This is a genomic window from Fuerstiella marisgermanici, from assembly GCF_001983935.1.
GTDB lineage: Bacteria > Planctomycetota > Planctomycetia > Planctomycetales > Planctomycetaceae > Fuerstiella > Fuerstiella marisgermanici.
In genome coordinates, this window is record NZ_CP017641.1 from 8,180,778 (window position 1) to 8,195,518 (window position 14,741).

Consider the following 14,741-nt stretch of genomic DNA (forward strand, 5'->3'; position numbering starts at 1 on the left):
AGCACTCTGTTTGAGTGTGAAGTGGTTGAGTTTGCAACATTCGTTTCAGCGACGAGTCGGGCCCGACGCGGCCACGTCTTGGTAATTCAGCCAGCCATTCAGCCGGCCTGCAGAAGTTTGAGTGGTTCAGCCCGTCCGATTCGCAGTGCGGGAAGGACGGCGGCCACCAGACAGAGCGCAAGAGTCGCCGCGAATCCGAAGGCAAGGTGAGTCCAGGGGATGATCAGGTTTGGGTCGCTTTGAAAGAAGCTCCAACGGCTGTAAGCCGCCATCCCGACACCGCACCATCCGGCGATCAACCCGAAGGCCAGACTCAACACACAAGCGGCGAAACCAATCAGAAGCGTTTCGCCGAACACCAATCGCACGAGTTGAAGACGGGAGGCTCCCACAGCTCTCAGGATGCCGAATTCCCACTGGCGTGATCGAACGGAAGCGATGACCGCATTCACAACCGCCAGCGACATGATGAACAATGTGATCAGCGGAAGCTGACTCATCCCCCAGATCATATCGTTGGCGCGAATGGTGATGGCACGGCGAACGGTTTGCGTCGCGGTCGTCCGCGCGAATGGTCGGTAGGATGTGATCTCGCCAATGCCCGACGCTTCAAAGTTGCCGACGGCAAACTCTTCTGCGATTTCCTGCATTTCCGTTTCGATGGATGTTAAGTCTGCTCCCGGCTGCAGATTCATCCAGCAGAACTCCGGGCGGGCCAGATGAAAGTCCTGCATCACGTTTTGTCGGTCTGCAAAAATCATGCACGCCGTTCGCACGAAGTGCCGTCGTACACCAGAGAATTTGGTGATCCAGTGCCAGCCTGGTAGACGTACGATTCCAGCAATCTGGTATTCGACTCGCTCTGCTTCCGCATTCGGAGGAATCAATACCAATGTGTCGCCAGTGGAAACGCCGGCAGACATCGCAAAGTCTTCTGAGATCACGCATGAATGATGTATTGCCAGATTCTGAGCCACAGATTTCCGGTCACCCTCGACGAAATCGAGAGCAATCAATGGATCCGTTCCGGAAATGGTCTGTGCTGGGTCCAAACCGAAAATGACCGCGTTGTCGTACTTCAATCGCGCCGGCGCTTCAGCGTTGCCCCAATCGAATTTGGCCTGTTCGATCGCCAGCGGTGCCACACTTTCGGCAGCGACTCCTTTTGTGTTGCGCACGGCATCGGTACCAGCTTCGTCCAGTCCCTGAGGATTGAACGACACAAGCACATCAGGCAACCATGTGCCTGGCAGATACGGTTGCAACATCGAATAGCCCCACGTTTGTGTGGACGCGTAAAGGACGAGTCCGACGGACAGTGCCAGAGTTGCTCCGATTGTTCGCCACAGATTGCTTGAAAGCTGTGTTGTGAGTAGTCGTGGATCAAGAGCGAACAGGCGTGCGATCGCAACACCCAGAATGCGTTCGGTTAAGACGACAACGGCAGGTGCCATTAGTGCCATGCCGATCAGAAGTGCGGGATAGGTGACGATCGAATAACACCAGATTCGCCATTCATCCGGAAGCGGCAACACAAACACAGTCACAGGAGCAGACAACGCCAACAGCAGGCCCACAGCAGCAAGTCGCCATTGACTGGTGAAAGTTGGAGCCACCATGCGAGCAGACGCCATCGCTTCGATCGGCTGAATGCGAGTCGCTTTCCATGCCGGAATAATGGCAGCAGCCAGCGCACCGGCGAAGACGGTCATCGCCGTTAGCGACAGACACGTCCAACCCAGTTTCGCGCCGCTGGCAAACAGACTCGGCATCCATTGGCCACCGATCACAATCAATAGATAGCCGGCAATCAAACCTCCCAACCAACCGACGACGGCAAGCACAAGACTTTCAGTTACCACCACCGCGGCAATCTGAAGTCGGTTTAAACCGATCGCCCGCAACAGAGCAAATTCCCGCGTCCGTTCGCTCACTCCCATACTCAGCAGCGAAAAGATAATGAACACTGACGCCAGAGCTGCGAATCCTGATGCGGCGTATGCCTGAGCACGTTGTGACAAAACGCTGCGGCTGTTTTTAAGGCCAGCCCGCACACGACTGAAGTCAACGATGTTCAAGGGCGGCGAATTCTGCCCCAATCGATCCTGCCATGCTTCAGCAAACTGTTCGGCGTCGACGGTGTCTCGCAAGGCCAGTTGTACCAGTGTCGGTCGAGCCACAAATCCAATCACGTGAGCGGCTGGGGCAGGACGCATATAGACGGCATTCGTTGCGACACCCTGAACATAGGCAGACGGCAGGCCGATTTTGGGAGTGCCCGGTCGATCGGGGGTGGTATCCAGACGATCATCACCTCGTTCCGGCCCGCTTTGTTTGCCATCTGACTGATCGCGGGGACTTCGTCCCTTCCTGCGTGGCCTGGGGCCGGTCTGCCCAACCAGCGATGGAGCTTCCCGTGCCTGCTGGACGATTCCTGCCACTCGAAATTGACGCTGATTCGCGAGCGTCGTGACCTGAACGTGATCACCGACTTCAACACGAAGGCTATCAGCGGCACCGGAACTTAGCACAACGGTGTCGTCATCGATCCATGACCCATCCACGAGTTCATACGGTGGATCGCTGGCTGCCGTTGCCACAAGAATCGGGGCGATGGGTGGAGCTCCGTTGACGGGAGGCCGCGAACCAACCACAAGTCCCAGCGATGTTTCTTCTACATCGCCGTCGCCTGGCGTGGCAACTCGCGTCACGGTGACACGAGATTGATGAATCGGATTCACTTCCAGAATGCCGACATCCGTGCGAAGGCTTTCGATCAATTCGTCGTTGACGAAGGTCAGTGCTCCTGGCGGCCCCTGCGGAATCAACAATACGTCGTAGCGGCCCAGATACTTTCCGGCGTTGTCGTCAAACTGAGACACCAGGGCGTCGTAACCGCTCACCACCCACACGACCGCACAGGCCGAAGCGACGATGCCCGCAATAGTAACGATCGCTCGTCCAGCAGCGATTCGAAGTTGCTGACTCACCAGTTTGAAGATTAGGCGAACACTTTTCATGAAAACGGATGACTCTCTTTCGCGGCAAACACAAGACAACTCCAACTCGCGCTACGCCGAACGCAATAGGTCTTGATAATGAGCGGCCAGTTCGGTGGCGTTGTTGAATTGTGCCGTTTCAAATTCCGATACCTTGCGCCCATCTTTCAGCACGACGACTCGCCCCGCCGACATCGCGACGTCTGGTGCGTGAGTGACCACCACAATGGTGCAGCGGTGTTCTTGCTGCAGTTTGCGCAGCAGATCACAGGTCTGTGCTCCCGTGACGGAATCGAGATTTCCGGTGGGCTCATCTGCCAGGATGATCGACGGATCAGAAATCAAAGCTCGAGCGATCGCAACACGCTGTTGTTCTCCGCCACTAAGTTGATCGGGGCGATGGTCGCGACGGTCTGTCAGACCGACCTGTTCCAGCACCTCATCAACCGTCCGATGCCCCTGGCGACCTCCGGCCAGCACTGGCAGCATGACGTTGTCAACAACCGACAAAGCCGGGACAAGGTTATGCGCCTGAAAGATGATCCCCAGTCGCTCGCGACGAAACCGAGTCAGCCCAGGATCTTTGAGCGTCGTGACGTCCACGCCATCGATCGTGATTCGCCCTGAATCTGGTGAAGTCAAAGCGGAAATCAGATTCAGTAGCGTGCTCTTGCCAGAACCGCTCGCTCCCATCACGGCGACGAAATCGGAAGGAGAGATTCTTAGTGACACCTCCTTTAATGCTGCGACAGCACGACTTCCGCGACCGAACGTCTTGCTGACATTGTCCAGAGACACACCTCCGGATGTCGTGTCGTTGTTGGAAGCTTGAGTTCTCTGTGAGCCTGATTGATTGTGTGGAAGTGTCGTCTGAGCAGAAGTTGCAATGGTCATCGGTTGAAAACTATTCCTGAGCAGTTGGTGAGAATGCCGTCGGAATCTGTTAGCAATTCAGATGCCAGTTTTCGCCGTCAGAGTTTCCCGGTGCTGACGCTTGGCTGCCTGCCTTCCGCTGACGGAAGTTCCGACTTCGTTGCCGGGAGTTCCGCCACCGTCTCTTGCCGTTCAGCGCGCGGCGAGGTCAGATGATGGAACGCGCGGTGGAGGCGTCTGACGTTGTCGTCGTTGCGTCAGTATCAGGGCGCTCAGCAGGATGGCTTGACTCAATCCGTAACGGCCGGCGGCACGCTGAGGGCAAACTTCATGCCCAGAGCGGCGGCCGGAAGTTCGGCAGAACCGTGATGCGCGTCGAGCAACTCGCGGAATTCGACCTGCATCCCTTGAACGCCAGCTTCCTGAAGTCGTTCACTGACCTGCTGTGCGTTCCCGAGTTCGGTTGTCATGCGAAAAGCTGGTGGCTTCTGCCTGTCGCGTTTGTCAGGGGGCGAATGCTCTTCCTCTCCTACCGTCAGCAACAGCCGAACTTTGAGTTCTTGATCAGCGAAGCGTTCACGAAACTTTCGCTCCTGCTCAATCAACGAACCCGCGTTCCACCACAATGATGGGCTGGAAGCGATGTACGTTTGAAAGCAATCCGGATGAGTCAAAAACGTGTGGAGCGTAAAGAGTCCGCCGAACGAATGTCCGAACAAAGTTTGACGGTCTTTGTTGATCGGGAACCGCTGTTCAATTTCTGGTTTTAGCTCATGGACCAGAAACGAACGAAACTGATCACAGCCACCCGTTTTCAGATCGGCAAATGGACGAGCCTTGTTCTTCAACCACTGTGGATCAGCCAGCGTGGTCAAGTCGAACGTCCGTCGTTGGCGCCGTGCGGCGGCACTCGTTTCCGGATAGCCAATGCCCACAACAATCGCGGGGCGATCGTTTCTGGACTGCCCTTCAACCGCCGCGATGAGAACGGGAAAGCTGGTGTTTCCATCCGTGTGATAAACAACCGGCCAGCCATTTTCAGGCTGTTCGCCGGTCGGAGTCGCCACAAAGATTCGGTAAACCAATCCCTGTCGGGAACGCATGTCGAATTGAAATGTGTTCGTCAAGACAACAGGTGTGGATTCAGATTCCGCGATCACACCGCCAGTTGACTGCGCGGAGGTCGGGGCATGTGATTCTGACGTTTGTGCTGAAACCGGTCGTAGCTCAACGAATGGAATCAGGGCAAGCAAAAGAATCGCAGACTTGGTTACCATCAGTTCGCTTTGTTGGAGTCAGGTGCCAGTTTGTGGACTGCACCGAAACAGCGATGCGGAGACGGACTTTATTCCGGCAGGACTTCCAGCGTGGCGGAATACATCAGGAAGCGAACTTTCGCTTCAGGGCTAGACGTTTTCTCATCCTTGCCGGAAGTGGAGAGCCAATACATTCCGGGCTTGTCCCAGGTCACGCTGAATTCACCTTTCGCGTTCGTCGTAACTTTCTGCTCTTCCAGGTTGTTGCGATAGCGAGTGCCGCCGCGGACGATTGTCAGTTCCAGGTCTTTGCCAGGTTCGCCGTTAACAAGCATTTTGAAAGTCGCCTCTTCACCGACATACAGATCGTTCGGATGAGTGACCGGAATCATTTCCATGCCGTCGCCGGTGGGTTTGATGGCGTCGGTGGTCGGGTCATTTTTTGTCACGAAGGTTTCCAGACGTCCGAGGCTCTCAGAGACTTTCAGCCCCTTTGCATCTGCCGGCATTTCTTTGGCGAGTTCATCAGCTAAACCTCGCCATCGGCGCGGCTTTCCGTCTTCTTCCCACGATGCGAAAACGAACTTCGACATCAGGGCAATGCGATATGTTCCGTCCTGAGTCAGTTCCAGATCGAAAACGCTGCGGTACTTGCCCATCGATTTGTTGACGGCTTCGGCTTTGGTTCCGTCCGGCGCAACGATTGCCAGATACTGCAGCGGCAACGGGACATGGTTGAAGTAGAACAGGTCGTTTGAGGCACACGCGTCGACAGTTACCCAGGAGTCGTTGCCGGAAAACTGCGTTTGAGACGGCAGCACCCAGAGCTTATGTGCAGAACAGGTGTTTGTGACAACGGCAAACAACAGTGCGGCTGTAATCGTGTGTCGTAACATGAAAAGTTTTCCCGTGGAATTGAGTCCGCTGAAAATCAGTCGGCGCGTGGTGGAGTAATTTGAAGCGAGACCTGACCAAGTTCCGTCTTTCCAGACACTTTTTCCTGATCTGCTTTGGTGGGCGGCCAGGAAAACGGAAGGCGAACAAGTTCACGCCCGCCGACTTCTCGCGATGCTTCGACGACGATGTTGTACTTTCCGGGCTTCAGCTTGCTGAGCTGCTCGTTGGTCACTCGAATTCGGTGCTGGCCTACAGACCGAGTCGCCCCGGACACGGCGTCAACAGAGTCATCCATTTTTCGACCACCTCGACGCCACCATTGCCGCAGGTCGGGGAGCCACTTTTCTCCGTGGCCCTCTTCATTTTTTCCCTGCTGGTACCAAACAGCGACGTGCTGCACCAACTCACGAGATTCATCTTCAACCCAGACGGCGACATAAGGCCGATGGTACTCGCGCACTTTGATTCGAGGCAGTTCCAACGCCACCACAAGCGGAACGGAGTCCTTCGTTTTTGATTCATCTGCGAATGCCTGAACGGCAGATTGATGGCAGATGTTCGGGCCAAACAGCATCAACAGGCACAGTGGCGGAAATGCACACCGCCGCAACGTTGGTCTCTTGCTGAGATCACTCATGTGTCATCCTGAAAATAGAAGTTATCCCAGCGCGAGCCAGGTGAAGTTTGAAGAATGAGGTTTGTATGCGAGCGAATAGGCAGGCGGTGCGATTGCGATGGTGCAGTGCTAAGGAACCGTGAAGCTGACCGCTGACGGCGAGTTAGATCTTCAGCGAACCACTTCCCTTCTTCCCTTTCGAATTTGTTCAGGTGTATTTAATCGCCCCTGGCTGTTGCTCGATCTTAATCTCGTATTCCGTTCCTTTGGTGTCGGTCCCCTTGCCTTCAAAGTTACCGCCACCGGTCGGAGTCAGTTCGACTGACGAGAGCTTCAATTCTTCCGTGATGAAATACTTGACCTGTATTTCTTTGCCAACGCCGGCGGCTGCCGCTTCGAGATCAGCATCTGTCTCGGGCGCGACGTTCGTCCCGTCGCAGCCGACGTTCAACACGACCAGTAAGAGCGTCCAGAATACTTTTGCCATTTGAATATCCTCGCGCGCGACGGTCTGTCCATGACGTCACAACTGATGGAAATGTGCCGACCAAAGAAACCGAATTTCAGTCGCTCGATTTCCGGGCAGCAGCTGAAGGGACTGTTGATCGCTTGCAGGACGCAATCGGATCGGTCGCATCAGGTTCCGGCTCCTAGAATTCCCCGATCACTTCGCCGCCGCGTGCTGTCCAGAGTGCTCGGTAGGTTCCCTGGTCGACCGAATCACTGACACTGCGAACGCTGCCGTCCATGAGCAGCACGTTGGCGATGCCCGTGTGATAGCTGCGCGTCGCGGTGAGTTTGGATGACCCGTTGACGGCATCGGGAATCGGGCTGTTGGGCGTTAGATAGCCATTCATCACAGGCCCGAAAGGCACGACACCGCGAAGCCACGATGTCAGACGGTGGCCTTCGGTGTCCGCGTATGGTGCGGCGGCTGCAACTTCAGGATACCCGCCCGTCATGCGGTACAGCCTCACGTCATTGTCTGTTCCTGTGACCACGTTGCCTGGTCCTCGCGTTGATTCGCCGAAGGCAATTGTGTTGGTGGTTCCGTCTGTGCAGTCACGAATACGAGACTTGGCGCCGCACCAGAACAGGCCGTTGCCAGGGTAGATCGGGTGGATCTGGCTCGTCGGCGTTTCTGTACCATCACTTTGATTTGCCGCGTAGTTGCAGCCAGCGTATTCAAATGTGCTTTGATACGGTTCGATTGCCACCGATGGAGCCGGGTCGCTGGGGCACATAAACATTGGGATGACGGTTCTTGCGACTGGCACCATTTCAGGTGGCAGTGGCTGAAACGCTGGGTGTCCGAGGTGAAGATTCCAGTCGATCAGATTTTGGAGATTGGCCTGATCGAGGTAAGGAAGCAGTCGAGCCAGCGGCGAAAAGTCATCCGGGTACCCGCCCGTGAGCGTGTTTCCCGCACTCGGCAGCACTTCCTGATAAGTGCTCATGTAGTTGTGCAGCGCCAGGCCGAGCTGCTTCATGTTGTTCTTGCACTGGGTTCTGCGAGCAGCCTCGCGAGCCTGCTGCACAGCCGGCATCAGCAGAGCGATGAGGATCGCAATAATTGCGATCACGACGAGCAGTTCAATCAGCGTGAATCCGCGGCTGGGGGAAGACGTGCGAATTGAGCGCGAAGCGGTAGCAGGGGGCATTAGCCAGACTCCTTGGTATCAGGAATTCATCGTAGTTCGGGCGGTCGAGAGCGTGGCTGGAGTGAGTCTGGCTGGGCTCTCTGGTGACTGAGAGTGAGACTCAGTCGCAATGCAATTTAGCACTGAGTGAAGGACATTCAACCCTTGGTTTCAGATCTGGTGACAATTAATCGGTCGTCTCAAGTCAAAGAAAGCGAAGTCCTGCGGGCATCACGTGATTGGGCGACTTTAATACTCGCCCAGCACTTCACCGCCGCTGCGAGTTCCCAAGCCACGCCAGACTGACAGGTCGATGTTCTCTGAGATGGAGCGACATGAACCGTCTACCAGTGCTGCCTGCACGGTGCCGGTGTGATAGCTGCGTGACGTGATGATCGCGTAGCTGGGGCTGCCGCTGAGTCCGTCCTTGCCTTCCTGCCATGAGTTGTAGTCGCATTCCTCGAAGACGGAGGTCCCGTCGGTGCAAAATGTTTTAGCGTTCGGCGGCATCGTGGTGGTGAATCCGTGGTGGTGCACGCGTCCGTCCGGCCATTCGGTATGGCCCGTGTTTTTGAACTGGCCGCCGCTGGCGATTGCCGCTTCCGCATCGGCAACCGTCGCGGGAACTGCTGTTGAGGCCGGGCCTCCGTTTCGCATATACGGGGTCCACGCTTTGACTTCGGCGGCCAGCAAAGTGTTGCTTGTTCCGTCGGTGAAGGCGGCCATTCGTAGCCTGGCGTTTGGATAGAATGCACCATCACCACCGCGTCCGGTCGTTGGATCGTAGACGAACCAGGTTCCAAAACTGAATCCGTAAGACGTCGGATACAGAATCACTTTTCCGCTACCAGGATCGCGAGCTTCGTCGCTGCGCGGATCGCTGGGGCACGCGTAGCCAGGGATTTTTAAGCCGTTAATGGCCTGTTGGAAATCCCAGCCGATTGTGAGATCGACCGAGTTGTACAGATTGCCCTGATCCAGAAATGGCAGAATGCGGCCGTGAACGCCCCACGATCCATTGCCGGCAGTCGTCGCGGAGACGGGATTGATACAGGCACTCGGCGGCAGCACGGTGGCCACATCAATGTAGTTGTGGATCGCGAGGCCAAGTTGTTTCAGGTTATTCTTGCACTGTGTCCGGCGAGCCGCCTCTCGGGCCTGCTGAACGGCGGGCAGCAGCAGGGCGATCAGCACCGCGATGATCGCAATTACAACCAGAAGCTCGATCAGTGTGAAGCCGGATTTTCGAAAGCGTTTGGGGTGGAGGGTATTGATCATGAAACACTCATTTAGATGAAATGGAGACGACATGTCCCGTGAGGCTGTTCAGTGGTTGCACATTTGGTGCCAGTAGAATTGCCTGAGAATTTGGCTCTCTCAACTCCCCTGCGTCCGTTTTGTGACGAACAATCCGTCACGCGTGGCGGAAGTTCCATCAATGCCAGTCGTGCTGATCACCACCCTGCTCCGCTGGTTTCAGGTTGACGGTTTGTGAATGCCATTCAGTCAGGTTGCTGTTTGCTCGCTTTGGCCGGAGAGGAGTGGAAGAGTCTGCTGACCACGGGGGCTTTGGTCAGTGAGTGGTGGCGGAGTGGGTATCGACGCAGCTACCATTGCACTCTATGAGATCACCGTTTCGCAATCAGATTTTTCTGCCGACCGCTGCCCTGCTGGTCTTCGCGGTGATCCTCTTCACCGGCGTCAGCGCGTGGCATGCGGTTGAGGTGCAGCGAAGCCAGACGGCTCAGCACATGGAAGCTGTGGCGAATGCCCTGGGAAGTGCAACCTATCCTTTGACGGATGACGTCGTCCGTCGTATCGGTGCCATGGTCGGTGGCGATGTCGTCGTTTTTGATGCCGACGGACAGATCGCAGCGTCAACGATGGAGCCGAATGAGACGCTGCGGACCGCGCTGGCCGACCTTCCAGGGGCCACTGAGACCGCTTCTTCCCCGCAGGTACTTCGCTTGGAAACAGGGAGTTATCTGGTTTCGTCAATTCAGCGAACTCATGTGCGACGACCGGCCACGCTGTATGTCATTCTCAAGCAAAATGAGTTTCCTGTGGTCTGGCAGAATTCGCTGTGGCCTCCGGCGGTTGTGGCACTCGTGACTTTGTTGCTGGCGTTGTTGGTGGCGAGGCTGTTGTCGGGGCGGATTGCACGCCGCGTCGATCAGCTGAGTGCTTTGTTTTCGCGACTGGCAGAGGGCGATTTTCGACCAGTCGAACCGAGTGGTCGAGACGATGAACTCCGGGATTTGATGGTGTCGGCTAATGTTCTGTCCGTACAGTTACGATCCATGCAGCAGGAATTGGTGACCGCCGAACGGTTGCAGTTGTTGGGCCAACTTTCCGGCGGGCTGGCTCATCAGTTGAAGAATTCTATTGCGGGGGCGCGGCTCGCGATTCAACTTCATCAGCGGCGCTGTACGACCGATGATCCTATGGTAAACACGGCATTGGCCCAGTTGGCGCTTACAGAAGAACAAGTGCTGGCGGTCGTGTCGCTGAAACCGGATTCCTCCAAGGCGTCAATGCCGCAGGTGAAAGAAACATGCGATTTGGCCAGCATGGTGACGGACGTCGTCGCTTTGCTGCAACCGCATTGCACGCATTGGAAGTCCGTAATCACGCTGGATATGCCTGCGGCACTGCCGATAAGCGTTGTGTCCGCTCAATCACTAAAAGGAGCATTGCTGAACCTCATGCAAAATGCGATTGAAGCGGCCGGTGTGGATGGGACAGTTTCCTGCCATCTTAAAACAAACGAGCAGAACGTTGTTATCGACATCCGTGATTCCGGGCCAGGATTCGCAGACGACCAGCAACAACTGCTGACGGCCTTCCGCACAACAAAACCGGAAGGCATTGGCCTTGGGCTAACGATTGCTCAACACGCTGTCGATCAGGAAGGCGGAACGATGAGTCTACGACGAGTTGGCGATGAAACGTCGGTGGAGATCTGCCTTCCATTACATTCCGATAACAACGGCTCATCGCCGAATACGTCGTCACAGCGCAAAGTCAAATTGCAGAAAGCCGACACTCCATGACAACCGCTTTGGTAATTGACGACGAACCTGCGATCTGTGCGTGCTTCGAATCTTTATTGCGTGATATGGGGTGCGACACCTGCGTGGCAGCCTCTGCGGAAGATGGTTTGAAGCTCGTCCGCCAGCAATCGTTTGACGTGATCGTGCTGGACGTGCGGCTGCCCGGGATGGACGGTTTGGCGGCAATGTCGATGCTGCGAGAATATTCTCAGGCTCCGGTGATCGTGATGACGGCTCATGGGAATCTGTCGACCGCAGTTGCGGCTGTCCAGGAAGGAGCGTTCGATTATCTTCCGAAACCCTTCGAACTCGATCACGTCACAAGTGTGCTGCAGCGAGCGATCTCAGAATCAGCAGCAAGACCGCCGTCCGCCAGCGCGATGGCGGTTGGCACAACGGGCGGCGATCAACTTGTTGGTAACTCGCTGGCGATGCAGCACCTGTTCCGACAGATCGCGATGGCCGCTCAGCACAGTGCTCCTCTGCTGATTACGGGCGAAAGTGGAACTGGAAAAGAGTTGGTTGCTCAGGCCATTCATCGCCACAGCGCTCGTAGTAACAACCCTCTGGTGGCCGTCCATCTGGCTTCGTTAAGTGAAGCGCTGCTGGAGCGAGAACTGTTCGGCCACACGGTGGGTGCATTCACCGGAGCTGATTCGGCGTCAGCGGGAGTGATCAATCAAGCAAACGGTGGGACGCTGTTTCTTGATGAAATCGGTGAGACACCGCTGCACTTTCAGGTGAAGCTTTTGCGAACGCTTGAGTCCGGGGAATTTTATCCTGTGGGAGCGTCATCGCCTCAGAATTCGGATTTCCGCCTGATCGCAGCGACGAACGTTCCGTTGGATGTACTGCGCTCCGCTGACCACTTTCGCCAGGACTTCTTCTTTCGCCTGGCAACGATTCAGATTTCAGTTCCTCCCCTACGCGAACACGCCGAAGACATCCCGGAACTCGCACAGCGGTTTCTGCAACTGCATTCGCCGGATGAATCACGTCACTTCGACGCCGAGGCCATATCCTGGCTGCAACAACAGCCATATCCCGGCAACATTCGTGAACTACGCAACATCGTCATTAGTGCCGCCACTGCGTCATCCGAACACACCATCGGAGTGGCCGCGCTGACCGCTGCGACCAGCGCGGCTGCTGTTAGTCTGCCGCCGTCTGCGGAACCTCAATCTGCGTTTCAACAGGCCGCCAGGCAATGGGCCACGCACGCGATTGCTCAAAAACAACCAAACCCGCTGCAAACCGCGTCAGAAATCGTCGAAGCAGAACTGATCACCGCTGCGCTGAAAGAAACGAACGGCAACCGTTCGGCGGCAGCACAGCTGTTGGGAATCCATCGTGAGACTCTTCGAGACAAACTGTTGAAGCAAAACGTCGGCGGGTAATCATCGTGCGACTGTTTCGTAATCGGCTGGCGAGCTAAACTCCTGCAAATCATCCGACGACTTCCAGATCCCGTGCCGCGCGATTCTGCGAATTACATTCACTGAACGAAGTTGCCAGCAAGTTACTGTACGAAACGATGTTAACTCGAATTAGTGAAACGGCCCAAACCCTTCGATCCATTATTGAGAGCGCGAAGAGCGGCGATGCTGACATTCCGTGGCTGCCGCGGTTTCCCGAGAAGTGTTGTAACTTCGCTGCGAATCTTTTGCTGCTCGAGCTTTCAGACGCAGGAGTGGACGGACTTCGCAGAATGATCGGCACGGTTCAGGACGAACGCGGCGACGACCTCGCAACGCATGTCTGGGTGCAGGCAGGTGACGTCGTGGTCGATATCACCGCAGACCAGTTTGGGCAGCCGAAGGTGATTGTTGAGGAACAGCCCGCCTGGCACGCTTCGCTGGCTGATGTGAAGCCGTTCCTCCCGAAGCGAGACCTCGCCGAGGGCGTTTCGGACGCTGAGATCACACGACTGCGGGAACTCTACCAAGACGCGCTGAGCAAACTTGCGTCGTTTCGGTAGGCCCTGGGAAGTTCCTGGATAGCTCAAACCAGTCTAATCTGCGATCTGCAACTCAACGCTGCATCACGAGCAGCTCGTTAGATTGCTGATGTTGCCCGTGGCAAATTCCTGGTCTTGATGTTCGCGTTGCCACAACGTTCCCACACCTGTGCGTCTCGTCGCTTGGCGTGAAGGGAGCGTCGTAATAGCTGTTTGGCGGAGGCGAAATCTCAGCGACGAACTCGATGTTCAACGACCTCGTACAGGCATGAATTCAGTGCACCGGCCCCCACTCCCTAACGTTTGACCTCCATGATTTTTGTGCTTGCGATGGCAGACGTTGCTCGCGTTTTCCTCTTCGCGAAAACTAGGGAACCCAGATCGCCCATGCTGCGACCAGCAGAATTGTGCCCGCAACTGCCGTCGCAATCCCTGTGACACGCCGCCGACGTATGTAGAACATCAGCGCGAAACCCGATGCCGAAAGTAGCATCGTGACGATGGCTGAAATGTCGATCACCCAACTCCACTGCAGGCCCGAATCGCGACCTTTGTGCAGGTCATTCATGACGGCCATGATGCCGCTGGTTGATTCCATCAGACTGTAGCTGCCCTCTTCGCGATCGATGAAAATATCGGCTGCGTAGCCCGGTCCTTTAAACACGACCATAATTTCAAACTCATCCGCAGAAAATTCCTTCACAGCTCCCTTCAGCTGATGTTCGGCTCGCAACCATTCTGCGATTTGCAGTTCATTGACTGCGGGGCGTTCTTCCTGCGCTGGCTTGCCGTCGGTTGATGATCGTGATGCCAACAGTTCTGCGGGGAATTCGCCGTTCAAATCACGCACAGATTGTTCGCTTGCACCAAACCAAGTCGGATGGTTAAGCGTAATTCCTGTGAACGCAAAGAACATCAGAGTCGCGAATCCCAGCATAGAAAGGTAAATGTGAATCCAGCGAAACGCAGCCGCACTGCTGGCGTACAGACTTCGTTTTCGGCGTACGACTGTTTCCTTCGGTGTCATGGTTTCGATTCGGTTTCCTGACGGGCTGCTTCTGTAGCGCTCGACCTGACTGCGGGCAACTGTTTTGCGGTGGACGGCGTGTAGGCAGACATCACGGCGCCGACTTTGATATTGCCCTTCAACTTCTGCTTAGCAATCGGCTGCCTATTGGATTCCAGCTCGTGACGAATGAGCTGGCACGTGCCGCTCTTGTGGGCGGCTTCCGGGCATGGTGTATAGGTCCCTTCAGGAAGTGGTTCCCCAGCGCTGTCAGTTCCGTCAAAATGGGCTGTAAATTTCCCCTGCCCGCGGGGTGCTCCTGACACCGTGGCGATAAGATTATTGGCTTCCACAAGCTTCCGCTTCGAGTCGTTCCACCCCCACCGCGCTAGTAAAACACATAACGTCGTGATTCATGTGCGTGTGAAGAATTGCGGTGTGGGC

13 protein-coding genes are annotated in these 14,741 nt (G+C 55.9%); 3 read left to right on the top strand and 10 right to left on the bottom strand.

Annotation, left to right across the window (positions count from 1 at the left end; translation table 11 throughout):
- Positions 1 to 98 precede the first annotated feature (98 nt).
- From Fuma_RS30910 to Fuma_RS30945, 8 genes are all read right to left on the bottom strand, one after another.
- Entirely contained in the window at positions 99 to 3,020 is a 2,922-nt protein-coding gene (locus Fuma_RS30910; RefSeq protein ID WP_077027512.1) for an ABC transporter permease, read from the bottom strand.
- A gap of 51 nt (positions 3,021 to 3,071) precedes the next feature.
- Positions 3,072 to 3,893, bottom strand: coding sequence for an ABC transporter ATP-binding protein (locus Fuma_RS30915; protein ID WP_083732451.1), 822 nt, complete (start codon positions 3,891 to 3,893; stop codon positions 3,072 to 3,074).
- Positions 3,894 to 4,162: 269 nt separating this feature from the next.
- A complete protein-coding gene (locus tag Fuma_RS30920; protein WP_158521194.1) occupies positions 4,163 to 4,975 on the bottom strand; it encodes an alpha/beta hydrolase in 813 nt (270 codons plus the stop codon).
- Positions 4,976 to 5,217: 242 nt separating this feature from the next.
- Entirely contained in the window at positions 5,218 to 6,024 is an 807-nt protein-coding gene (locus tag Fuma_RS30925) for a DUF4198 domain-containing protein (protein WP_077027514.1), read from the bottom strand.
- A 35-nt stretch (positions 6,025 to 6,059) separates the two neighbouring features.
- Positions 6,060 to 6,662 carry a DUF2271 domain-containing protein gene (locus tag Fuma_RS30930; RefSeq protein ID WP_218922336.1) on the bottom strand — a complete coding sequence of 201 codons (603 nt, stop codon included), beginning with the start codon at positions 6,660 to 6,662 and terminating at the stop codon, positions 6,060 to 6,062.
- 187 nt (positions 6,663 to 6,849) lie between these two features.
- Entirely contained in the window at positions 6,850 to 7,128 is a 279-nt protein-coding gene (locus tag Fuma_RS30935) for a hypothetical protein (RefSeq protein WP_077027516.1), read from the bottom strand.
- A gap of 163 nt (positions 7,129 to 7,291) precedes the next feature.
- On the bottom strand, positions 7,292 to 8,302 hold the full coding sequence (locus Fuma_RS30940) for a DUF1559 domain-containing protein (RefSeq protein ID WP_077027517.1): 1,011 nt from the start codon (positions 8,300 to 8,302) through the stop codon (positions 7,292 to 7,294).
- Between the two features lie 228 nt (positions 8,303 to 8,530).
- On the bottom strand, positions 8,531 to 9,559 hold the full coding sequence (locus tag Fuma_RS30945; RefSeq protein ID WP_077027518.1) for a DUF1559 domain-containing protein: 1,029 nt from the start codon (positions 9,557 to 9,559) through the stop codon (positions 8,531 to 8,533).
- A 344-nt stretch (positions 9,560 to 9,903) separates the two neighbouring features.
- Between Fuma_RS30945 and Fuma_RS30950 the strand changes: the two genes are divergently transcribed.
- From Fuma_RS30950 to Fuma_RS30960, 3 genes are all read left to right on the top strand, one after another.
- Positions 9,904 to 11,334, top strand: a complete 1,431-nt coding sequence (locus Fuma_RS30950; RefSeq protein ID WP_077027519.1) for a sensor histidine kinase — start codon at positions 9,904 to 9,906, stop codon at positions 11,332 to 11,334.
- Positions 11,331 to 12,731: a sigma-54-dependent transcriptional regulator gene (locus tag Fuma_RS30955; protein ID WP_077027520.1), complete on the top strand. Its 1,401-nt coding sequence runs from the start codon at positions 11,331 to 11,333 to the stop codon at positions 12,729 to 12,731. The genes Fuma_RS30950 and Fuma_RS30955 overlap by 4 nt, the downstream gene beginning before the upstream one ends.
- A gap of 137 nt (positions 12,732 to 12,868) precedes the next feature.
- Positions 12,869 to 13,312: a hypothetical protein gene (locus tag Fuma_RS30960; RefSeq protein WP_077027521.1), complete on the top strand. Its 444-nt coding sequence runs from the start codon at positions 12,869 to 12,871 to the stop codon at positions 13,310 to 13,312.
- Positions 13,313 to 13,658: 346 nt separating this feature from the next.
- Here the strand turns inward: Fuma_RS30960 and Fuma_RS30965 are convergent, their stop codons facing one another.
- Positions 13,659 to 14,318 carry a PepSY-associated TM helix domain-containing protein gene (locus tag Fuma_RS30965; protein ID WP_077027522.1) on the bottom strand — a complete coding sequence of 220 codons (660 nt, stop codon included), beginning with the start codon at positions 14,316 to 14,318 and terminating at the stop codon, positions 13,659 to 13,661.
- Positions 14,315 to 14,710 (bottom strand): DUF2271 domain-containing protein, encoded by a 396-nt coding sequence (locus Fuma_RS36935; protein WP_083732452.1) that lies wholly within the window; start codon positions 14,708 to 14,710, stop codon positions 14,315 to 14,317. Before Fuma_RS36935 ends, Fuma_RS30965 begins: the two co-directional genes overlap by 4 nt.
- Positions 14,711 to 14,741 lie beyond the last annotated feature (31 nt).